At 74.0% G+C, this 19,867-nt stretch carries 19 protein-coding genes; 15 read left to right on the plus strand and 4 right to left on the minus strand.

Annotation, left to right across the window (positions count from 1 at the left end; genetic code table 11):
* Positions 1-114: 114 nt before the first annotated feature.
* Positions 115-1,167 (minus strand): carbohydrate kinase family protein, encoded by a 1,053-nt coding sequence (locus IQ279_RS18770; protein ID WP_241028354.1) that lies wholly within the window; start codon positions 1,165-1,167, stop codon positions 115-117.
* An 88-nt stretch (positions 1,168-1,255) separates the two neighbouring features.
* Between IQ279_RS18770 and IQ279_RS18775 the strand changes: the two genes are divergently transcribed.
* The 12 genes from IQ279_RS18775 (at position 1,256) to IQ279_RS18825 (ending at position 10,985) form a co-directional block, all read left to right on the plus strand.
* Positions 1,256-1,834 (plus strand): GNAT family N-acetyltransferase, encoded by a 579-nt coding sequence (locus IQ279_RS18775; RefSeq protein ID WP_206349805.1) that lies wholly within the window; start codon positions 1,256-1,258, stop codon positions 1,832-1,834.
* A 121-nt stretch (positions 1,835-1,955) separates the two neighbouring features.
* Positions 1,956-2,039, plus strand: coding sequence for a putative leader peptide (locus tag IQ279_RS28835; protein ID WP_309471194.1), 84 nt, complete (start codon positions 1,956-1,958; stop codon positions 2,037-2,039).
* A gap of 156 nt (positions 2,040-2,195) precedes the next feature.
* Positions 2,196-3,893 (plus strand): nitrite/sulfite reductase, encoded by a 1,698-nt coding sequence (locus tag IQ279_RS18780; protein WP_206349806.1) that lies wholly within the window; start codon positions 2,196-2,198, stop codon positions 3,891-3,893.
* A gap of 269 nt (positions 3,894-4,162) precedes the next feature.
* Positions 4,163-4,348 carry a hypothetical protein gene (locus IQ279_RS18785; RefSeq protein ID WP_093660134.1) on the plus strand — a complete coding sequence of 62 codons (186 nt, stop codon included), beginning with the start codon at positions 4,163-4,165 and terminating at the stop codon, positions 4,346-4,348.
* Positions 4,345-5,067 (plus strand): phosphoadenylyl-sulfate reductase, encoded by a 723-nt coding sequence (locus IQ279_RS18790; RefSeq protein ID WP_206349807.1) that lies wholly within the window; start codon positions 4,345-4,347, stop codon positions 5,065-5,067. Before IQ279_RS18785 ends, IQ279_RS18790 begins: the two co-directional genes overlap by 4 nt.
* Before the next feature lie 47 nt (positions 5,068-5,114).
* On the plus strand, positions 5,115-5,723 hold the full coding sequence (gene cysC, locus IQ279_RS18795) for an adenylyl-sulfate kinase (protein WP_206349809.1): 609 nt from the start codon (positions 5,115-5,117) through the stop codon (positions 5,721-5,723).
* A 113-nt stretch (positions 5,724-5,836) separates the two neighbouring features.
* Entirely contained in the window at positions 5,837-6,724 is an 888-nt protein-coding gene (gene cysD, locus IQ279_RS18800; RefSeq protein ID WP_206349885.1) for a sulfate adenylyltransferase subunit CysD, read from the plus strand.
* Between the two features lie 3 nt (positions 6,725-6,727).
* On the plus strand, positions 6,728-8,107 hold the full coding sequence (locus IQ279_RS18805) for a sulfate adenylyltransferase subunit 1 (RefSeq protein WP_206349811.1): 1,380 nt from the start codon (positions 6,728-6,730) through the stop codon (positions 8,105-8,107).
* Positions 8,095-8,223, plus strand: a complete 129-nt coding sequence (locus tag IQ279_RS18810; protein WP_206349813.1) for a hypothetical protein — start codon at positions 8,095-8,097, stop codon at positions 8,221-8,223. Before IQ279_RS18805 ends, IQ279_RS18810 begins: the two co-directional genes overlap by 13 nt.
* A 176-nt stretch (positions 8,224-8,399) precedes the next feature.
* On the plus strand, positions 8,400-9,218 hold the full coding sequence (locus IQ279_RS18815; RefSeq protein WP_206349815.1) for an ABC transporter ATP-binding protein: 819 nt from the start codon (positions 8,400-8,402) through the stop codon (positions 9,216-9,218).
* Positions 9,205-10,146 carry an ABC transporter permease gene (locus tag IQ279_RS18820; RefSeq protein WP_206349817.1) on the plus strand — a complete coding sequence of 314 codons (942 nt, stop codon included), beginning with the start codon at positions 9,205-9,207 and terminating at the stop codon, positions 10,144-10,146. The genes IQ279_RS18815 and IQ279_RS18820 overlap by 14 nt, the downstream gene beginning before the upstream one ends.
* Positions 10,147-10,169: 23 nt before the next feature.
* Positions 10,170-10,985 carry a sirohydrochlorin chelatase gene (locus tag IQ279_RS18825; RefSeq protein ID WP_206349887.1) on the plus strand — a complete coding sequence of 272 codons (816 nt, stop codon included), beginning with the start codon at positions 10,170-10,172 and terminating at the stop codon, positions 10,983-10,985.
* A 22-nt stretch (positions 10,986-11,007) separates the two neighbouring features.
* On the opposite strand, the gene IQ279_RS18830 is transcribed toward IQ279_RS18825, so the two are convergent.
* From IQ279_RS18830 to IQ279_RS18840, 3 genes are all read right to left on the minus strand, one after another.
* Positions 11,008-11,676 carry a hypothetical protein gene (locus IQ279_RS18830; protein ID WP_206349819.1) on the minus strand — a complete coding sequence of 223 codons (669 nt, stop codon included), beginning with the start codon at positions 11,674-11,676 and terminating at the stop codon, positions 11,008-11,010.
* 98 nt (positions 11,677-11,774) lie between these two features.
* Positions 11,775-12,326 (minus strand): DUF1697 domain-containing protein, encoded by a 552-nt coding sequence (locus IQ279_RS18835; RefSeq protein WP_206349821.1) that lies wholly within the window; start codon positions 12,324-12,326, stop codon positions 11,775-11,777.
* A gap of 41 nt (positions 12,327-12,367) precedes the next feature.
* Positions 12,368-13,636: a DUF5919 domain-containing protein gene (locus tag IQ279_RS18840; RefSeq protein ID WP_206349823.1), complete on the minus strand. Its 1,269-nt coding sequence runs from the start codon at positions 13,634-13,636 to the stop codon at positions 12,368-12,370.
* Positions 13,637-13,853: 217 nt separating this feature from the next.
* Here IQ279_RS18840 and glgX point away from each other — a divergent pair, with 217 nt between their 5' ends.
* The 3 genes from glgX to IQ279_RS18855 all read left to right on the plus strand — a co-directional run bounded on the left by glgX (position 13,854) and on the right by IQ279_RS18855 (position 19,831).
* Positions 13,854-15,968: a glycogen debranching protein GlgX gene (gene glgX, locus IQ279_RS18845; RefSeq protein WP_206349825.1), complete on the plus strand. Its 2,115-nt coding sequence runs from the start codon at positions 13,854-13,856 to the stop codon at positions 15,966-15,968.
* Between the two features lie 119 nt (positions 15,969-16,087).
* Entirely contained in the window at positions 16,088-18,535 is a 2,448-nt protein-coding gene (gene treY / locus IQ279_RS18850; RefSeq protein WP_206349827.1) for a malto-oligosyltrehalose synthase, read from the plus strand.
* 174 nt (positions 18,536-18,709) lie between these two features.
* The gene (locus tag IQ279_RS18855; RefSeq protein ID WP_241028355.1) at positions 18,710-19,831 is read left to right on the plus strand and encodes a lytic polysaccharide monooxygenase; all 1,122 of its coding nucleotides are present in this window, start codon (positions 18,710-18,712) and stop codon (positions 19,829-19,831) included.
* Positions 19,832-19,867 lie beyond the last annotated feature (36 nt).

Raw genomic sequence — 19,867 nt, forward strand, 5'->3', positions numbered from 1 at the left:
GCACGCCGCCCGGGGCACCCGGCGCAGTCGCCGAAGGGGCCCCGCCCCGCGGCCGAAGGTCCCGCCCCGGACGGGGGTGCGGGCCGAAGGTCCCGGTACCGGCCGGTAAGGCGCTCACCTGCGCGTATGGCGCCCCATCTGGTGCGCCCGGGGCGGGTCTGCGCCCCGTACCGCGCAGGTGGCGGCGGCTACGGCGGCGCCGGTGGCGAGGGCCTGTTCCAGGACGTTCGAGGCCAGCCCTTCCAGGCGCCCACCGAGGGCCCCGGCGGTGTGGAGGGAGTGCAGCAGGCCGCCCATGAAGGCGTCGCCCGCGCCGACGGTGTCCACCACGGCGGTGGGCTCGGCCGGCACCCTCAGCCGTACGCGCTCCGCGCCGCCCGCGCCCTCCAGCGAGGCGTACGCTCCCTCCGCTCCGAGCGTGACGACGACCAGGGCCGCGCCGTGGCCGTGGAGGACCGCGGCGGCCTCCTCCACCCCGGTGCCGGGCAGGAGGTGGCCGAGGTCGTCGTCCGACAGCCGCAGGATGTCGGCCGCGGCGCACCAGCGCGGCAGCCGTTCGCGGCAGACGTCCGGTTCCACCAGCAGCGGCCGGACGTTGGGGTCGATGGAGACGGTGGCCCGCCCGCGCACCCTTGCCAGCAGCCGTTCCACCGCCTCCCCGCCCGGCGGCCGCACCAGTGCCAGCGATCCGGTGTGCAGGCAGGCCGCGGGGCCGGACACGGCCCGCTCCAGCTCACCGTCCGTCCACTGCCAGTCGGCGGTGCCCTCGGCGTGGAAGGAGTACTCGGCGCGGCCGTCGGCGTCGACGTCGGCGACGGCCAGGGTGCTGGGCTCGGCCGCCTCGACCGCGGCGGCCAGGTCCACGCCGGAGGCGGTCAGGTGCTCGCGGAAGAGGCGGCCGAAGACGTCCCGCGACAGCCTGCCCAGGAAACGGGTGGGGGTGCCGAGCCGGGCGAGGGCCACTGCGGTGTTGGCCGGTCCGCCGCCGGGCAGGACCTCCAGCCCGATCGAGGAGGCGGAGGGGCGCTCACGGCCGCCGGGCGCCGGGACGGTGAAGGCGTCGGCGACGCACTCACCGAGCACGGCGACGGGAGGGGCAGCGGGGCCGGGGGCGCGTCCGGGGCGTCCTCCGGTCGCCGGCACGGGTGTGGGCATGGGTGTGGGCATGGGGGCATTCTGGTACGCGCCGCCGGCCGGGAGGCGGTCCGCGGGGCCGCTTCCCGGACGCCTGCGGCGGCGTGCTTCACTGCCCCGCATGAGCACCACCGTCGCCGTCACCACCTGGTCGCTGGAGCAGACCTCTCCCTCCGACCTCTCCCCCGCCCACGTTCCGGACAGCGGGTCCGGCATCCGGATTGCGCGGGCGGAGGTACCCAGCCCGGAGTTCAGCCGCTTCCTCTACACCGCCGTCGGCGGGGACGTCACCTGGACGGACCGGCTGGGGTGGACGTACGCGCGGTGGCGGGAGTTCCTGGAGCGGCCCGGCGTGGAGACGTGGGTGGCGTACGACCGCGGGACCCCGGCCGGGTACATCGAACTGGAGGCACAGTCCGGGGGGACGGTGGAGATCACCTACTTCGGCCTGATCGCCGCCTTCCGCGGCCGGCGCATCGGCGGGCACCTGCTGTCGTACGGGACCGCGCGCGCCTGGGACCTGGCGGAGCGCTGGCCGGGACGGGAGCCCACCCGGCGGGTGTGGGTGCACACCTGCAGCAAGGACGGCCCCCACGCGCTGGCGAACTACCGGCGGCGGGGCTTCCGCCTCTTCGACACCAGGACGGAGGACGAACCGGACGTTTCCGCCCCGGGCCCCTGGCCGGGGGCGGGGCTCTGACCTCCGCCCGGGACCCCTCGGTCCCGGACCCGACGCCATCTCGTCTCGCGGATCGGGACACCTTTGTCCGGACTGTGGATAGCGGTGGACTGCCGCGAGATGCTCATGCCACGCTTCTGCCATGTCTCGAGCTGGAATTGCCTTGGTGAGTCGGCGGCACGTCGACCTCGGCCGCATGTCCAGCGCCATCTGTCCGGCGGGCTGACAGTCCCAGCACCACCGCACATCCGCCGCCCCCGTCGTCGCGGGCAGGCGCCCCCGATTCCCGCTTCCCGTCCGGGTTCGCGCACTTCAGCGCGCCCGGGCGGACCCGGTCCGCTTCCCGCGCAGCCGAGTCCAGCAGAAGGACGAACACACCGCCATGGCCGACACCCCCAAGCCAGCCAGCGCTGCCCCGACCCGCCGCAAGGCCGGCCGCCACCGCGGCGAAGGCCAGTGGGCCGCCGGGCACTTCACCCCGCTGAACGCCAACGAGCAGTTCAAGAAGGACGACGACGGTCTCAATGTGCGGACACGCATTGAGACGATCTACGCCCACGGGGGGTTCGACTCCATCGACCCCTCCGACCTGCGCGGCAGGATGCGCTGGTGGGGCCTGTACACCCAGCGCCGTCCCGGGATCGACGGCGGCAAGACCGCCGTCCTGGCCCCGGAGGAGCTGGACGACGAGTACTTCATGATGCGCGTGCGCGTCGACGGCGGACGGCTGACCACCGAGCAGCTGCGCGTCATCGGCGAGATCTCCCAGGAGTTCGCCCGCGGCACCGCCGACATCACCGACCGGCAGAACATCCAGCTCCACTGGGTCCGCATCGAGGACGTCCCCGAGATCTGGCGCCGTCTGGAGGCCGTTGGCCTGTCCACCACCGAGGCCTGCGGCGACACCCCGCGCGCCTTCCTGGGCTCGCCGGTCGCCGGCATCGCCGCCGACGAGATCGTCGACGGCACGCCCGCGCTGGAGGAGGCCAAGCGCCGCGTCGTCGGCAACCCGGCCTACTCCAACCTCCCCCGCAAGTTCAAGACGGCCATCTCCGGCTCCCCCCTGCTGGACGTGGCACACGAGATCAACGACGTGTCGTTCGTCGGCGTACGCCATCCCGAGCTCGGCCCCGGCTTCGACGTGTGGGTGGGCGGCGGCCTGTCCACCAACCCCAAGCTCGGCGTCCGGCTCGGCGCCTGGGTGCCGCTGGAGGACGTGGCCGACGTCCTGGAGGGCGTCGTCTCGGTCTTCCGCGACTACGGCTACCGCCGGCTGCGCAACCGCGCCCGCCTGAAGTTCCTCGTCGCCGACTGGGGTGCGGAGAGGTTCCGCCGGGTGCTGGAGGACGAGTACCTGGGGCGGAGGCTGGCCGACGGCCCCGCCCCCGAGACCCCCGTCCAGCGCTGGCGCGACCACGTCGGCGTGCACCGGCAGAAGGACGGCCGCTTCTACGTGGGCTTCGCTCCCCGCGTCGGCCGTGTCGACGGCGCCACCCTCACCAAGATCGCCGAGCTGGCCGAGGGCCACGGCTCGGGCCGGGTCCGCACCACCGTCGAGCAGAAGATGATCATCCTCGACGTGACCGAGGACCGGGTGGACTCCCTGGTGGAGGCCCTGGAGTCGCTGGATCTGACGGCGCGTCCGTCGGTCTTCAGGCGCGGCACCATGGCCTGCACCGGCATCGAGTTCTGCAAGCTGGCCATCGTCGAGACCAAGGGCCGCGGCTCCACCCTCATCGACGAACTGGAGCGCCGTCTGCCGGACTTCGACGAGCCGGTGACCATCAACATCAACGGCTGCCCCAACGCCTGCGCCCGTATCCAGGTCGCCGACATCGGCCTCAAGGGGCAGCTCGTCACCGACGCGGACGGCAACCAGGTGGAGGGCTACCAGGTCCACCTCGGCGGCGCGCTGGGACTGGACCCCGGGTTCGGCCGCAAGGTGCGCGGGCTGAAGGTCACCGCCGCCGAGCTGCCCGACTACGTCGAGCGCCTGCTGACCCGCTACCACGAGGAGCGGCAGGACGGCGAGCGCTTCGCCCAGTGGGCGGCACGGGCCGACGAGGGTGCTCTGAAGTGAGCGACGCACACGCGGCCACCACCCCGCGGACGACCACGAAACCGGCACACGATCGCCGCGTGGGCGGAGAAGCGAACGAGGAGGCACCGTGAGCGACGCACACGCGGCCACCACCCTGCGGACGACCACGAAACCGGCACACGATCGCCGCGTAGGCGGAGAAGCGAACGAGGAGGCACCGTGAGCGACGCACACGCGGCCACCACCCCGCACCTCACCGCCAACCCGCACCTTCGCCGCGTGGACGGAGAAGCGAACGAGGAGGCACCGTGAGCGAGCGAGCCGCCCCGTTCTACTGCCCGTACTGCGGGGACGAGGACCTGCGGCCGTCCGAGGACGGCCACGGCGCGTGGGAGTGCGCCTCCTGCAACCGCGCCTTCAGGCTCTCGTTCCTCGGACTGCTGGCCGACGGCCTGCGGCGGTCCGGTTCCACCGAGGGAGACAGCACACGATGAATGCCGCCGAGGACCGTTACGACCTGCGGGCGGACGCCGGCGAGCTGCGCCGGCTCGCCGAGAAGGCGGGCCGCGAGCTGGAGGAGGCCCCGGCGCTGGAGATCCTGCGCTGGGCGGCCGGCACCTTCGGCCCCCGCTTCTGCGTGACCTCCTCGATGGAGGACGCCGTCGTCGCGCACCTGGCCTCGCGCGTGGCGCCCGGTGTGGACGTGGTGTTCCTCGACACCGGCTACCACTTCCCGGAGACCATCGGCACCCGGGACGCGGTCGCGGAGGTGATGGACGTCAACGTCGTCACGCTCACCCCGCGGCAGACCGTGGCCGAGCAGGACGCCGAGTACGGGCCGCGCCTGCACGACCGCGACCCCGACCTGTGCTGCGCGCTGCGCAAGGTCGGGCCGCTTGAGGAGGGCCTGCGCGGGTACGACGCCTGGGCCACCGGGCTGCGCCGCGACGAGTCCCCGACCAGGGCGGGGACGCCGGTCGTCGGCTGGGACGAGAGGCGGGGCAAGGTCAAGGTCTCGCCCATCGCACGCTGGACGCAGGACGACGTGGACGCCTACGTTGCCGAGCACGGCGTCCTCACCAACCCTCTGCTGATGGACGGTTACCCCTCCATCGGGTGCGCGCCCTGCACTCGGCGGGTGCTGGAGGGCGAGGACGCCCGTTCCGGCCGCTGGGCCGGACGCGGCAAGACCGAGTGCGGACTGCATGGCTGATGGCGAACCCGAAGGCCGTAGGGGCCCAGACAGTTGAGGAGCGTCAGATGAGCGGGGCGACCGCCTCCGTCACGGACAGAACCGGCAGTACCGGCAGTACCACCGGCACCGGCACCGGCACCGGCACCGGAGCCACGATCTGGCTCACCGGCCTGCCGAGCGCCGGCAAGACCACGATCGCCCACGCGCTGGCGGCGCGGCTGCGCGGCGAGGGCCACCGGGTGGAGGTGCTGGACGGCGACGAGATCAGGGAGTTCCTCTCCGCCGGCCTGGGATTCTCCCGCGAGGACCGCCACACCAATGTGCAGCGGATCGGCTTCGTCGCCGAACTGCTGGCCTCCAACGGCGTCAAGGCCCTGGTCCCGGTGATCGCGCCGTACGCCGACAGCCGCGAGGCGGTGCGCGGGCGCCACCGGGCGGAGGGCACGGCGTATCTGGAGGTGCACGTGGCCACCCCGGTGGAGGTGTGCTCCGAGCGCGATGTGAAGGGCCTGTACGCCAAGCAGGCCGCCGGAGAGCTGTCCGGGCTGACCGGTGTGGACGACCCGTACGAGGCGCCGGCCGATCCGGACCTGCGGATCGAGGCGCACACCGAGCCGGTGGACGACTCCGCCGCCCGGCTGTACGCACTGCTCGCCGAGAGGGGACTGGCGTGACGACCTCGACCGAACCGACCACCGGGCCCGCGCCGGACAGTACCGCCGACTCCGCCGGCGCCACCGGCACGGCCGCCGGCGCGGCTCCCGGCACCTCCGGCACGGCGTTCGCGCTGAGCCATCTGGACACCCTGGAGTCGGAGGCCGTGCACATCTTCCGCGAGGTGGCGGGCGAGTTCGAGCGGCCGGTGATCCTGTTCTCCGGCGGCAAGGACTCCATCGTGATGCTCCACCTGGCGCTGAAGGCGTTCGCCCCGGCCCCGGTGCCCTTCGCGCTGCTGCACGTGGACACCGGCCACAACTTCCCCGAGGTCCTCGACTACCGCGACCGGGTGGTGGCCGAGCACCGGCTGCGCCTGCACGTCGCCTCCGTGCAGGAGTTCATCGACCGCGGCGAGCTGCGCGAGCGCCCGGACGGCACCCGCAACCCGCTGCAGACCGTGCCCCTGCTGCACGCCATCGAGACGGGCCGCTTCGACGCGGTGTTCGGCGGCGGGCGGCGGGACGAGGAGAAGGCCCGCGCCAAGGAGCGGGTGTTCTCCCTGCGCGACGAGTTCGGCGGCTGGGACCCGCGCCGCCAGCGTCCGGAGCTGTGGCAGCTCTACAACGGCCGCCACGCGCCGGGCGAGCATGTGCGCGTCTTCCCGCTGTCCAACTGGACCGAGCTGGACGTGTGGCAGTACATCGGGCGGGAGAAGATCGAGCTGCCCGCCATCTACTACGCCCACACCCGCGAGGTCTTCAAGCGCGACGGCATGTGGCTGGCGCCGGGCGAGTGGGGCGGCCCGAAGGACGGCGAGACGGTCCAGGAGCGCCGGGTGCGCTACCGCACCGTCGGCGACATGTCCTGTACCGGGGCGGTGGACTCCGACGCCGCCACCATCGAGCAGGTCGTAGCCGAGATCGCCGCCTCCCGGCTGACCGAGCGGGGCGCGACCCGGGCCGACGACAAGCTGTCGGAGGCCGCCATGGAGGACCGCAAGCGCGAAGGGTACTTCTGACCGATGACCACCGCTGCCACCACTTCCACAGCCGGCGCCGCCGAGGCCGCCGGGCTGCTGCGGGAGACCTCGCTGCTGCGTTTCGCCACCGCCGGTTCGGTCGACGACGGCAAGTCCACCCTGGTCGGGCGGCTGCTGCACGACTCCAAGTCGGTCCTGGCCGACCAGTTGGAGGCCGTCGAGCACGCCTCCCGCAGCCGCGGCGCCGCCGGCCCGGACCTGGCACTGCTGACCGACGGGCTGCGCGCCGAGCGCGAGCAGGGCATCACCATCGACGTGGCCTACCGCTACTTCGCCACGCCACGCCGCCGGTTCATCCTGGCCGACACCCCCGGCCATGTGCAGTACACCCGCAACATGGTCACCGGCGCCTCCACCGCCGACCTGGCCATCATCCTGGTCGACGCCCGCAACGGCGTGGTCGAGCAGACCCGCCGCCACGCCGCGGTCGCCGCCCTGCTGCGGGTGCCGCACGTGGTGCTGGCCGTCAACAAGATGGACCTGGCTGGCTACGACGAGGCGGTCTTCGCCTCCATCGCCGAGCAGTTCACCGCCTACGCCGCCTCGCTGGGCGTGCCGGAGGTCACCGCCGTGCCGATCTCGGCTCTGGTCGGCGACAACGTGGTCACCCCGTCCGAGCACATGGACTGGTACAGCGGCCCGACCGTCCTGGAGCACCTGGAGACCGTCGAGGTCGACCACGATCCGGCCGGGGACGTGGCCCGCTTCCCCGTCCAGTACGTCATCCGCCCGCAGACCGCCGAGCACCCCGACTACCGCGGCTACGCCGGCCAGCTCGCCTCCGGCGTGCTGCGCGTGGGACAGCGGGTGACGGTGCTGCCCTCGGGCCGCACCTCGGTGGTCGAGGGCATCGACCTGCTCGGCCGGTCGGTCCGGGCGGCCTGGGCGCCGCAGTCGGTCACCGTCCGCCTGGCGGACGACCTCGACGTCTCCCGCGGCGACCTGATCGCACCCGCCGACGACGCCCCCGCCGTGAGCCAGGACGTCACCGCCACCGTCTGCCATCTGCACGACACCCCGCTGCGGGTGGGGCAGCGGGTGCTGCTGAAGCACACCACCCGCACGGTCAAGGCGATCGTCAAGGAGATCCCCTCCCGGCTGACCCTGGACGACCTCTCGCCCCACCCCGAGCCGGGCGAGCTGGTGGCCAACGACATCGGCCGGGTGCGGATCCGTACCGCCGAGCCGCTGCCGCTGGACCCCTACGCGCTCTCCCGCCGCACCGGTTCGTTCCTGCTGATCGACCCGGCCGACGGCTCCACCCTCACCGCCGGCATGTCCGGCGAGGCCTTCGCCGGAGCCGCCGGGGCGGTACGTGCCGCCGGGAACGACGCCCCGCGGGAGGACGGATGGGACTTCTGAGCGCGGCGGGCGCCGCCGTGCACGACGCCTTCTCCACCTTCGACCACACCGGCGGCCGGATCGGCAGCGGCCTCCGGGGCAGCGGGCAGGGCGGACTGGCGGGATGCCGCCGGTGACGCCCGACGCCCGGCCGCACGCCCCGCACATCCGGCACGACCAGCGCGACCCGTACGACCCGCGCCCCGGGGGCGCCCCATATGTCCCCCAAGCGCGGCATGTCCCCGCCGCACACGCCGGCTCTCCCCCGCCGTAGCCGCCCGAACCGGGTGGCGACCCACGAGAGGACCCCGCTGTGTCCACCGAACTCGCCACCCCCGCCCCGGCGCCGTCCGTCACCGGTGCCGGGGCCGGGCAGGCCCGCCCGTACGCGGTGCGGCTCGACCACGTCTCGAAGTCCTTCGGCTCCTCCCCCGGCAACCGCCAGCAGGTGCTGGACGGCATCGATCTGACGGCGGCGGCCGGCGAGTTCGTCTGCCTGCTGGGCGCCTCCGGCTGCGGCAAGTCCACGCTTTTGAACCTGGTGGCCGGGCTCGACCACCCGACCTCCGGCGAGGTGCGGGTGCCGCACGGCCGGCCCGCGCTGATGTTCCAGGACCACGCGCTCTTCCCCTGGCTGAGCGCCGGCCGCAACGTGGAGCTGGCCCTGAAGCTGGCCGGAGTGCCCAAGTCCGAGCGGCGCGGGCGGGCCGAGGAGCTGCTGCGGCTGGTGCGGCTGCCGGACGCGTACGGCAAGCGGGTGCACCAGCTCTCCGGCGGGATGCGGCAGCGTGTGGCGCTGGCCCGCTCGCTGGCCCAGGGCAGCCGGGTGCTGCTGATGGACGAGCCCTTCGCCGCGCTGGACGCCATCACCCGCGACCTGCTGCACGAGGAGCTGACCCGAGTGTGGCGCGAGCGGGAGCTGACGGTGCTGTTCGTCACCCACAACGTGCGCGAGGCGGTACGGCTGGGGCAGCGGGTCGTGCTGCTGTCCTCGCGCCCGGGGCGCGTGGCGCGCGAGTGGGACGTGGACATCCCCTACCCCCGCCGTATCGAGGACTCCGAAGTCACCTCCCTCGCCCGGGAGATCACCGGCCATCTGCACGAGGAGATCGTCCGACATGCCCGCCACTGACACCGAGGACTCCCGGCGGGGCGCCCGGCACGAGCCCCCGGGGCGGGGCACCGGCGGCGGCGGCGCCCCGGGCAGTACCGACGACTCCGACGAGATGGCGTCCGGCCTGGACGCCCTGGAGTCCCCCGTGTCCGCCACCGCCGCCACCTCGCGGCGGGTGCTGGCCAAGGCCGCGCCGCCGCTGGCGGCCGTCGCCCTGGTGCTGGCGCTGTGGCAGACGGCGTACGCGCTGAACTGGTCGGCCTCCCTGCCCTCCCCCGCCGCCGTGTGGGGCGAGCTGGCCGGCGCCTGGTCGGACGGCACCCTGCTGCCCGCCCTCGGCCACAGCCTGCTGCGCTGCCTGGCCGGCTTCGCCGCCTCCGCCGCCGTCGGCGTCCCCCTGGGGCTGCTGCTCACCCGGGTCGCTCCGCTGCGCACGGTCCTGGGGCCCATCCTGTCCGCCGTGCAGTCGCTGCCGGCCGCCGCGCTGGTGCCGGTCGCGGTGATCGCGCTGGGCAACTCCGAGGGCGCGGTGTACGCCGTGGTGCTGCTCGGCGCGGTGCCCTCCATCGCCGTCGGGGTCACCGCCGCCGTGGACCGGATTCCGCCGCTGCTGCTGCGGGCGGGCCGTTCGATGGGCGCCGGCGGCCTGCGCGGAGCCGTCCACGTCCTCGTCCCCGCCGCGCTGCCCGGCTTCGTGACGGCGCTGCGGCAGGGCTGGACCTTCGGCTGGCGCGCCCTGATGACGGCCGAGCTCATCACCGCCACCCCCCTGCCCGGCATCGGCCGGATGCTGGACGCGGGCCGGCAGGGCGGCGAGCTGAGCCTGGTGCTGGCCTCGGTGGTGCTGATCCTGGCGGTCGGTGTGCTGGTGGAGTCGGCGCTGTTCTCGCCCGTGGAGCGCCGTGTGCTGCACAGCCGCGGCCTGGCGTCGGCGACCGGGCGGTGAGCGACCCCGTGCGCACCCTCCGCATCCCCGGCCGCGAAGCCCCGGACGTCCGCGGTGCCCGCGGCGCCCGGGATGCCCGTCCCGCCCTGCTGGTCGTCGCGCACGGCAGCCGCGACCCGCGCCACGCGGCGACGGTGGCCGCGCTGTGCGCCCGGCTGCGCGGGCTGCGCCCGCGGCTGCGGGTCGAGGTGGGCCATCTGGACTTCAACGCCCCCTCCGTCCCCCAGGTGCTGGCCCGTCTGCACGCCGACGGTGTGCGGCGGGTGGTGGCCCTGCCGCTGCTGCTCACCCGCGCCTTCCACGCCAAGGCCGACATCCCCGCGGTGCTGGGCGAGACGGTGGCGCGGCTGCCGAGGCTGGCGGTGCACCAGGCCGACGTCCTGGGCCCGGACCGGCTGCTGACGGCCGCCCTGGAGCGGCGGCTGTACGAGGCCGGGCTGCGGCCCGGCGACGAACGCTCGACCGGGGTCGTCCTGGCCTCGGCGGGCTCCTCCGACCCGGAGGCGATCGCGGTGATCGCAGATATCGCGCGGGAGTGGCGGCACATCTCCGGTTGGTGTGCCGTGCGGCCCGCGTTCGCCTCCGCATCCCTTCCCCGCACCGCCGACGCGGTGCGGGAGCTGCGCGCCCGGGGGGTGCGGCGGGTGGCCGTCGCCCCTTACGTCATTGCGCCCGGCTTCCTCCCGGACCGCATCGCCGCCGGCGCCCGCGAGGCGGGCGCCGACCTGCTGGCGCCGGTGCTGGGCGACGCCCCTGAGCTGGCCCGCCTGATGGCGCGGCGCTACGACGAGGCGCTGGTGCGGTGGGCCGGGCGCGTGAGCCTGCCCACCGGCGCGTGAGCGGCCCCGGACGCCCGCGGTCTCACAGCCGGGGGCGCACCCCCGGCTCGTCCCCGGCCGGCTCCTTGCGCAGCACCGGCAGTACGGCGCGCCCCAGGGCGTTCTCCAGCAGGAAGGCGAGGGCTGCGTAGCAGGCCAGCGCCGCCAGGACGAGACCGGTGATCCCGGCGGCGCTCCCCCAGGCGGGGGACGCGGTCAGCTCCGCGATCCCGGTGACGGCGAAGCGGACGGCCGAGAGGGTGACCACCGCCGCCGCCACGAGTTTCCCGCCGTCCGCCGCGGCGGCCACCAGCAGGGCGACGGCGGAGGCCAGCAGCGCCAGGCCGAGTGCGTCGCTGTGCGAGCCGGGCGGGGTGAGGGCGGTGGTGCCCGCGGCGACGGCCCAGGTGCCCGCCTGCAGCCCCATCGCCGTGCCCGTGCCCGGATCCCGGCACAGGAAGCCGAACACCGACGCCAGCAGTTGCAGCGGCACCGTCAGCAGCAGTACGGCCAGTGCCACCAGGCGCCCCTCGTAGGGCCGGAGCCATTCGAGCTGGAGCGCGGCGAACAGGAAGGTGGCGAAGCCCAGCGCGAGGAACCCCAGGGGCAGCGGGGTGGCGACGGGCCGCAGGACGATCCGGGTGCCGCGCCACCCCGCCCCCGTCGGCTCCGCTCCCGCCTGCCCGGCCCCCGTCTCCTGCGTGCCCTCCATCGGTGTGCCTTCCGGTCGGTGTGTGCCACGACCGGGGGCGTGTGCCCCGAAGCGGCGGCGGCCACACCGCCCGGACGGGTGCACGGGACGACGGCGGCCTAGGAGGAGACCATCTCCAGCAGTCTGGTGACCGTGCGCCGGTTGCGGCCGGTGACGGTCGTGCCCCGGCAGGCCTTCTCCAGCGCGCCGGGCAGCTTGCTGCGGCCCATGCCCTGCGGGAACCAGCAGTACAGCTCGCGCTCCCCCGCCCGGAACTCGTCGGGCGCGTACGCCGCCGTGTCCACCGCCGCCAGGCGCCCGCGGTCCGGTTCGCGGCCGAGGAAGAGGACCAGCAGCTTGGCCGGGTCGGCGTCGGCGGCCGGGTACGGGCAGGCGTCGGCCGCCGCGCGCAGCTCGCCGGCAGTGCGAACCAGGCAGGAGACGGTGAAGCCGAAGCGGCCGGCGATCGCCGCCTCCAGCTCGGCCGCCAGCTCGCCGGTGTCCCGGCGGCCGGCGGTGAAGACGGCGTTCCCGCTGTTGACGTAGGTGCGTACGTCCTCCCAGCCGAGCCCCGCCATCACCTCGCGCAGCTCGGCCATGGGCACCTTCTTGTTCCCGCCGACGTTGATCCCGCGCAGCAGCGCCGCATAGCTCTCCGGCCGTCCCGTCATGCCCGGCAGCCTAGTGCCGAGGGGTGACAGCACCTGCCGGATCAGGACACCGGCCGGGAGTCGGCCCACACCGACTCCATCTCCTCGCGGTAGAGGGGGAACAGCCCGCCCTCGGCGTCCTCCCCCTGCGGGCCGCCCCGGACGGTCCCGTCCTGGACGATGTCCCGGCCGCCGCCGCGCAGCACGAAGACCGGGGCCTCCATCCCCCGGATGCGGCGCAGGTAGGACTGGACCACCGCGATACCGTCCGGCCCGTCGCCGTCGACGAGGTAGGCGGTGAAGCGCGGGGTCTCGTCGAAGACGTGGATCTGGAAGGCGCCGGCGTCCCGCAGCCGGGAGCGCACCCGCCGCATGTGGAGGATGTTCATCTCCACCGAACGGCTCAGCTCGCCCTTCTTCAGCCCCAGCTCCCGCTCCCTGCGGCGCACCGCGCTGCTGGCCGGGTTGAGGAAGAGCAGCCGCACCCGGCAGCCGGACTCGGCCAGCCGCACCAGGCGGCGCCCGGAGTAGTTCTGGACCAGCAGGTTCAGTCCTATGCCGATGGCGTCCAGCCGGCGCGCTCCGCCGAACAGGTCCTCGGCCGGGAGCTGGCGCTGCAGGCGCACCCGGTCCGGATGGACGCCGACGACGTCGGCGAAGCGGTCGCCGACCAGTTCCTCCACCGCGTCCACCGGCAGCCGGTGGGCGGAGGGGATGTCGCGGCCGGCGCCCAGCAGGTCCAGCAGCCGGGCCGAGATCCGCTCGGCCTGGGCGAGGACGGCCGGGGACAGCGCGCGGTTGCGCGCCACCGCGCTGCGGGCCACCTCCAGCTCGTCCAGGGCCAGCTCCAGCTCGCGCCGCCCGTCGAAGTAGGGCTCGAAGCAGGGCCAGTGCTGCACCACCAGCTCGCGCAGCTGCGGCAGGGTGAGGAAGGACAGCAGGGTGTCGTCGGCCGGGTCGAGCAGATAGCCCTTGCGGCGGCTGACCTCGCGCACGGCCGCGGCCCGCTGGACCCACTCCTGCCCGGTCGGACCGGCCGCCGCCACGACCCACTCCTCGCCGTGCACCGGCTCGTAGATCGGCCGCAGCACCGCCGCGACCACGGCGCGCAGCCGCTGCTCGACGAGATTGAGCCAGATGTAGGCCCGTCCCGCCCGCTGGGCGCGCAGCCGCACCTCGGCCCACTCCTCGGCGCCCCAGGCGAGGTCCGCGCCGATCTCCATCGGCCGGGCCAGGGAGACCGTGCCGGGCGGCACCGCTCCGGGCGCCCCGGCGGCACCGCTCTCGCCGCCCCCGTCCCCCGAGGGAAGCTCAAGCCCTCCCGAGCCCACCTGCGCACCGCCTTCCGGACCTGCTGTTCGATCAAGGAGCCTACTGCCCTCCCGGGAGGGGACGCAGCAGTATCCCGCCACCAAGTTCCTTTCTCCGTACGCTCATCCGGGGGAAGATGGATGCTGCGCCCATCCGGTGCCCGTCTCCCGCACCAGTACTGCGCAAGGATGCAGCGAAAACGGGTAACGGGTAGAGACCGCGACAGGAAGAGTCGACATGCAGGTCTGGCCTGGACGGGCTTATCCCCTCGGCGCCACGTACGACGGGGCCGGGACGAACTTCGCCGTGTTCTCGGAGGCGGCGGAGCGCATCGAACTGTGCCTGCTGCACGACGACGGGTCGGAGACGGCGATCGAGCTGCGCGAGTCCGACGCGTTCGTGCGGCACGCCTACCTGCCGGGCGTCATGCCCGGCCAGCGCTACGGCTTCCGCGTGCACGGGCCGTACGAGCCGGAGAAGGGAAAGCGCTGCAACAGCGCCAAGCTGCTGCTGGACCCCTACGCCAGGGCGATGAGCGGCGCCATCGACTGGGACGAGGCGGTCTACGGCTACCACTTCGACGAACCCGAACGGCGCAACGACCTGGACTCCGCCCCGCACACCATGGCGTCGGTGGTGGTCAACCCCTACTTCGACTGGGGCGACGACCGGCCCCCGCGCACCGACTACCACCAGACGGTCATCTACGAGGCCCACGTCAAGGGCCTGACGATGCTCCACCCGGAGCTGCCCGAGGACCTGCGCGGCACCTACGCGGCGCTGGGCCATCCGGCGATCGTCGAGCATCTGACGAAGCTGGGGGTGACCGCGCTGGAGCTGATGCCGGTCCACCAGTTCGTCACCGACCACCGGCTGGCCGACGCCGGGCTGGCGAACTACTGGGGCTACAACACCATCGGCTTCTTCGCCCCGCACAACGCCTACGCGTCCTGGGGCGACCGGGGCCAGCAGGTGCTGGAGTTCAAGCAGGCGGTCAAGGCGCTGCACCAGGCCGGCATCGAGGTGATCCTCGACGTGGTCTACAACCACACCGCCGAGGGCAACCACCTGGGGCCGACCCTGTCGTTCCGGGGCCTGGACAACGCCTCGTACTACCGGCTCACCGACGACCCCCGGTACTACATGGACACCACCGGCACCGGCAACTCGCTGCTGATGCGCTCCCCGCACGTGTTGCAGCTGATCATGGACTCGCTGCGCTACTGGGTCACCGAGATGCACGTGGACGGCTTCCGCTTCGACCTGGCGGCCACCCTGGCCCGCCAGTTCCACGAGGTGGACCGGTTGTCGTCGTTCTTCGACCTGGTGCAGCAGGACCCGGTGGTAAGCCAGGTGAAGCTGATCGCCGAGCCGTGGGACGTGGGCGAGGGCGGCTACCAGGTGGGGAACTTCCCGCCGCTGTGGACGGAGTGGAACGGCCGCTACCGCGACACCGTGCGGGACCTGTGGCGGGGCGAGCCGCGCACGCTGGCGGAGTTCGCCTCCCGGCTGACCGGCTCCTCCGACCTGTACCAGGACGACGGGCGCCGCCCGCTGGCCTCGATCAACTTCGTCACCTGCCACGACGGCTTCACCCTGCACGACCTGGTGGCGTACAACGACAAGCACAACGAGGCCAACGGTGAGGGCAACCGGGACGGCGAGAGCCACAACCGCTCGTGGAACTGCGGGGTGGAGGGGGCCACGGACGATGAGGACGTCATGGCGCTGCGCGGGCGGCAGATGCGCAACTTCATCGCCACCCTGCTGCTCTCCCAGGGCGTGCCGATGCTCAGCCACGGCGACGAGTTCGCCCGCACCCAGAAGGGCAACAACAACGCCTACTGCCAGGACGGCGAGCTGTCGTGGGTGCACTGGCCCAAGCCGGGCGAGAAGCACCCCCTGTGCGAGTTCGTGCAGGCCATGGTGGGGATGCGCCGCGACCACCCGGCCTTCCGGCGGCGGCGCTTCTTCCACGGGCGGCCGGTGGAGGGCACCCACGACGAGCTCTCCGACATCGCCTGGTTCACCCCCGAGGGCGAGGAGATGACCCATCGGGACTGGCAGGAGGCCCAGGCCAGGGCGCTGACGGTGTTCCTCAACGGCAACGCCATCTCCGAGCCCGGCGAGCGCGGCGAGCGGATCGCCGACGACTCCTTCCTGCTGATGTTCAACGCGCAGCCGACCCCGCGCAGGTTCACCGTGCCGGTGGACCACGGGCGGGAGTGGCAGGTGGTGGTGGACACCTCGCGGGAGGACGGGGTGCCGCCGGGCACCGGCCCCACGGTGAAGGCGGGTTCCCGGATCACCCTGGTGGACCGCAGTCTGACGGTGCTCCAGCGCCCCGCCTGACCGGCCCCTGACCGGCCCGGCCGACCGCCCGTACGGCCGGCCCCGCGCGCCCTCCACCGCCGGGGATGTCGCCCGACAGGCGGCGGGTTCGGCGGGCACCCGGAGGGAACATGCACCACATGTCCCCTCAGCCCCCCGCCGTGCCCGCCGTGCCGACCGCCACCTACCGGCTCCAGCTCCAGCCCGGCTTCCCGTTCTCCGCCGCCGAGAGGGCCGTGCCCTACCTGGCCTCGCTCGGGGTCTCGCATCTGCACCTGTCCCCGGTGCTGGAGGCCGCCCCCGGCTCCGCCCACGGCTACGACGTGACCGGGCACGCCCGGGTCCGCGAGGAGCTGGGCGGCGAGGAGGGGCTGCGGTCGCTGTCGCGCGCCGCGCGGGAGCACGGCATGGGCATCGTGGTGGACATCGTCCCCAACCACATGGGCGTCCCCGTGCCCGAACGGCTCAACGAGGCGCTGTGGGAGGTGCTGCGCGAGGGGCCGGCCTCCCCGTACGCGCGCTGGTTCGACATCGACTGGGAGGCGGGCGGCGGCCGCATGCTGCTGCCGGTGCTGGGCGGGCGGCTGGGCGACGAGCCGGGGGCGCTGACGGTCAAGGGCGGTGTCCTGGCCTACCACGACCACCGCTTCCCGCTGCGCGAGGGCACCGAGCACCTGCCGCTGCCCGAGCTGCTGGACGCCCAGCACTACCGGCTGGCCTGGTGGCGGCTGGCCCGCACCGAGCTGAACTACCGGCGCTTCTTCACCATCGCCGACCTGATCGGTGTGCGTGTGGAGGAACCGGAGGTCTTCGCCGCCACCCATGCGTGCGTGCTGCGGCTGCTGCGCGAGGGCGTGGTCCACGGCCTGCGGGTGGACCACCCGGACGGGCTGGCCGACCCGGGCGCGTATCTGCTGCGGCTGGAGGAGGAGAGCGGCCGGGCCTGGACGGTGGTGGAGAAGATCCTCGGCCCCCGCGAGCGGCTGCCGGTGTCCTGGCCGGTGGCCGGGACGACCGGGTACGACGCGCTGCACCGTGTCGACGGCCTCTTCCTCGACCCGGACGGGCTGGCGGAGCTGTCCGCCCTCTACCGCGGCTTCACCGGTGCCGCGCCGGACCTGGGCGGCGAGTGGGGGCCGACCGTGCGGCGGGCCGCCCGGGAGGTGGTCGCCCACGACCTGGCCGCCGAGGTCGGGCGGCTGACCCGCACCGCCGCCGCCGTGTGCGAGGCCGCGCCCGGCCTGGCGCTGCGCGACCACGCGCCCTGGGCGCTGCGCACCGCGGTCGAGGAGGTGCTGGCACGGGTGCCGGTGTACCGGCCGTACGTCACCGCGGGCGGACCGGTGGGCGCGGAGGACCGGGCGATGCTGGAGGAGGCGGCCGAGGGCGCGCGGGCCGCGTTCGCGGTGCCGCAGGAGGCCGTCGCGGTGGACGTGGTGCGTGACCTGGCGCTGGGCCAGTTGGGAGACGGCGAGGCCCAGCGGGACTTCTGCGCGCGGTTCGCGCAGGTCTGCGCGGCGCTGCGGGCCAAGTCGGAGGAGGACACCGCCTTCTACCGCTACGCGCCGCTGCTGTCGGCCGCCGAGGTGGGCGGGGATCCGGGCGGGCCGCAGGTGGCGCCGGAGGAGTTCCACGCGTACTGCGCCCGGCTCCAGCGCGACTGGCCGGCCACCGGCACCGTGCTGTCCACGCACGACACCAAGCGCAGCGCGGACGTACGGGCGGCGCTCGCGGTGCTGACGGAGTGCCCACAGCGGTGGGTGGAGCTGCTGGAGCGGGTGACGCGGGAGACACTGCGCGCCTCCGGGGTGGAGGCCCCGGACCGCCATGTGGCGTGGGTGGCGTGGCAGACGGCGTACGGCATGGGCTTCCCCTACCAGGAGCGGCTGGTGCCCGCGCTGCTGAAGGCGGTGCGGGAGGCCGGGCTGCGCACCACGTGGACGGAGCGGGACGCGGCGTACGAGGAGGCCGTCGAGCGCTTCGCGGTGGCGGGGCCGGGCGGGCCGCAGCTGTACACGGTGGCGGAGTTCGCGCGGGGGCTGGCCGGTCCGGTGCGGGCCAACGTGCTCGGCGCGGCGCTGCTGCATCTGACCATGCCGGGCGTGCCGGACCTCTACATGGGCACCGAGCGGGTGTACGCCGCGCTGGTCGATCCCGACAACCGGCGGCTGCCGGACTTCCCGCCCTTCGCGCGGGAAGCGCCGGAGGAGACCGCGGAGGCCCGCCAGGAGGCCGCGGCCTGGCTGCCGGAGTCCCTGTCCGAGGAGAAGCGGGCCCTGACCGGGGCGGCGCTGCGGCTTCGGCGGGAGCACCCGGAGTGGTTCGGCGCGGAGGCCTCTTACGAGCCGCTGCGGGCCGCGGGGCCCGCGGCCGGGCACTGCGTGGCGTACGCGCGTTCGGGTGCGGTGGTCTGCGTCACGACCCGGCTCTCACTGCGGCTGGCGGAGGCGGGCGGCTGGCGGGGGACAGCCCTGGAACTGCCGCCGGGGCGGTGGCGGGACCTGCTGGGCGGCCGGGAGGCGGAGGGGAGCGCGGGGCTGGCGGAGCTGCTGGACGGGCGGCCGGTGGCGCTGCTGGTGCGCGGCTGAGGGCGCCGGGCCGGGGCCCGGTAGGGAATTTCCGTCGCGATGTGACCGGAGCATTTACACACGCCGGTCCCCGCGCTACCTTCACCGGGGATGGGAGCGCTCCCATCCATCACAGTCCCACCCCCGCACGTGCTTGAAGGGACCTCCGGCACGATGACGACACGCTTAGACGACATGCCCGCCACGAATGGCATGTCCACGCCAAGAACGAGCCGCCCCCGCAGAGGCGTCCTGCTGACGCTGCTGGCCGCGCTGCCGGCCCTGTGCCTGGTGTTCTTCCTCCCCGCGGGCAAGGCCCAGGCACACGGCGCGCCCATGAACCCGGGCAGCCGCACCTACCTGTGCTGGGAGAACGCCCACACCTCCTCCGGCGCGCTCCAGCCGGACAACCCCGCCTGCGCGGACGCCCTGGCCCAGGGCGGGTCCACCCCGTTCTACAACTGGTTCGCCGTGCTCCGCTCCGACGGCGCCGGACGCACCGAGGGCTTCATCCCCGACGGGGAGCTGTGCAGCGGCGGCACCGGCGGCCCGTACGACTTCACCGCCTTCAACCAGGCCCGCTCCGACTGGCCGTACACCCGACTGACCTCCGGCGCCCAGATGCGGTTCGCCTACAACGCGTGGGCCGCCCACCCGGGCACCTTCCACCTCTACGTCACCAAGGACGGCTACGACCCGAACCAGCCGCTGGGCTGGGACGACCTGGAGGACCAGCCCTTCGCCTCGGTGACCGACCCGCAGCTGTCCGGCTCGGTCGGCACCATCGACGGCAAGTACACCTGGACCAGCGCCCTGCCCGCGAACAAGAGCGGCCGCCACATCATCTACATGGTCTGGTCGCGCTCGGACAGCAACGAGACCTTCTACAGCTGCTCCGACGTCGCCTTCGACGGCGGCAACGGCGAGGTGGTCTTCCCCGGCTCGGACGGCGGCGAGGACCCGGGCGACCCGGGCGAGGACCCGACCGACCCCGGTGAGGAGCCCACCGACCCGGGCACCGCCTCCTGCGCGGCCGTCCTGCGCAAGGTCAACGACTGGGGCAGCGGCCACCAGGGCGAGGTGACCGTCACCAACCGCGGCGACACCACCCTGCGCGGCTGGACCGTCCACTTCGAACTGGCCTCCGGTCAGCGGGTGGACAGCCTGTGGAACGCCTCGCCCACCTACGACGGCTCCAACGTCTACGCCCAGAGTCAGCAGGGCTCGGCTCTGGCACCGGGACAGTCGGCGACCTTCGGCTACGTGGTGAACGGCGGGGCGGGCGACCCGTCCGCACCGCACTGCATGCCGCACTGATCGCGGCGCCCGCCCCCACGGGCACCGACTGAAGAG

The organism is Streptomyces verrucosisporus (assembly GCF_017114865.1).
Taxonomy (GTDB): Bacteria; Actinomycetota; Actinomycetes; order Streptomycetales; family Streptomycetaceae; genus Streptomyces; species Streptomyces fenghuangensis.

Excerpts from the sequence above, each read along its gene's own strand:
- IQ279_RS18770 (WP_241028354.1), bottom strand. The coding sequence starts at position 1,167 with ATGCCCACACCCATGCCCACACCCGTGCCGGCGACCGGAGGACGCCCC.
- IQ279_RS18775 (WP_206349805.1), top strand. The coding sequence starts at position 1,256 with ATGAGCACCACCGTCGCCGTCACCACCTGGTCGCTGGAGCAGACCTCT.
- IQ279_RS28835 (WP_309471194.1), top strand. The coding sequence starts at position 1,956 with ATGTCTCGAGCTGGAATTGCCTTGGTGAGTCGGCGGCACGTCGACCTC.
- IQ279_RS18780 (WP_206349806.1), top strand. The coding sequence starts at position 2,196 with ATGGCCGACACCCCCAAGCCAGCCAGCGCTGCCCCGACCCGCCGCAAG.
- IQ279_RS18790 (WP_206349807.1), top strand. The coding sequence starts at position 4,345 with ATGAATGCCGCCGAGGACCGTTACGACCTGCGGGCGGACGCCGGCGAG.
- cysC (WP_206349809.1), top strand. The coding sequence starts at position 5,115 with ATGAGCGGGGCGACCGCCTCCGTCACGGACAGAACCGGCAGTACCGGC.
- IQ279_RS18805 (WP_206349811.1), top strand. The coding sequence starts at position 6,728 with ATGACCACCGCTGCCACCACTTCCACAGCCGGCGCCGCCGAGGCCGCC.
- IQ279_RS18810 (WP_206349813.1), top strand. The coding sequence starts at position 8,095 with ATGGGACTTCTGAGCGCGGCGGGCGCCGCCGTGCACGACGCCTTCTCC.
- IQ279_RS18820 (WP_206349817.1), top strand. The coding sequence starts at position 9,205 with ATGCCCGCCACTGACACCGAGGACTCCCGGCGGGGCGCCCGGCACGAG.
- IQ279_RS18830 (WP_206349819.1), bottom strand. The coding sequence starts at position 11,676 with ATGGAGGGCACGCAGGAGACGGGGGCCGGGCAGGCGGGAGCGGAGCCG.
- IQ279_RS18835 (WP_206349821.1), bottom strand. The coding sequence starts at position 12,326 with ATGACGGGACGGCCGGAGAGCTATGCGGCGCTGCTGCGCGGGATCAAC.
- glgX (WP_206349825.1), top strand. The coding sequence starts at position 13,854 with ATGCAGGTCTGGCCTGGACGGGCTTATCCCCTCGGCGCCACGTACGAC.
- treY (WP_206349827.1), top strand. The coding sequence starts at position 16,088 with ATGTCCCCTCAGCCCCCCGCCGTGCCCGCCGTGCCGACCGCCACCTAC.
- IQ279_RS18855 (WP_241028355.1), top strand. The coding sequence starts at position 18,710 with ATGCCCGCCACGAATGGCATGTCCACGCCAAGAACGAGCCGCCCCCGC.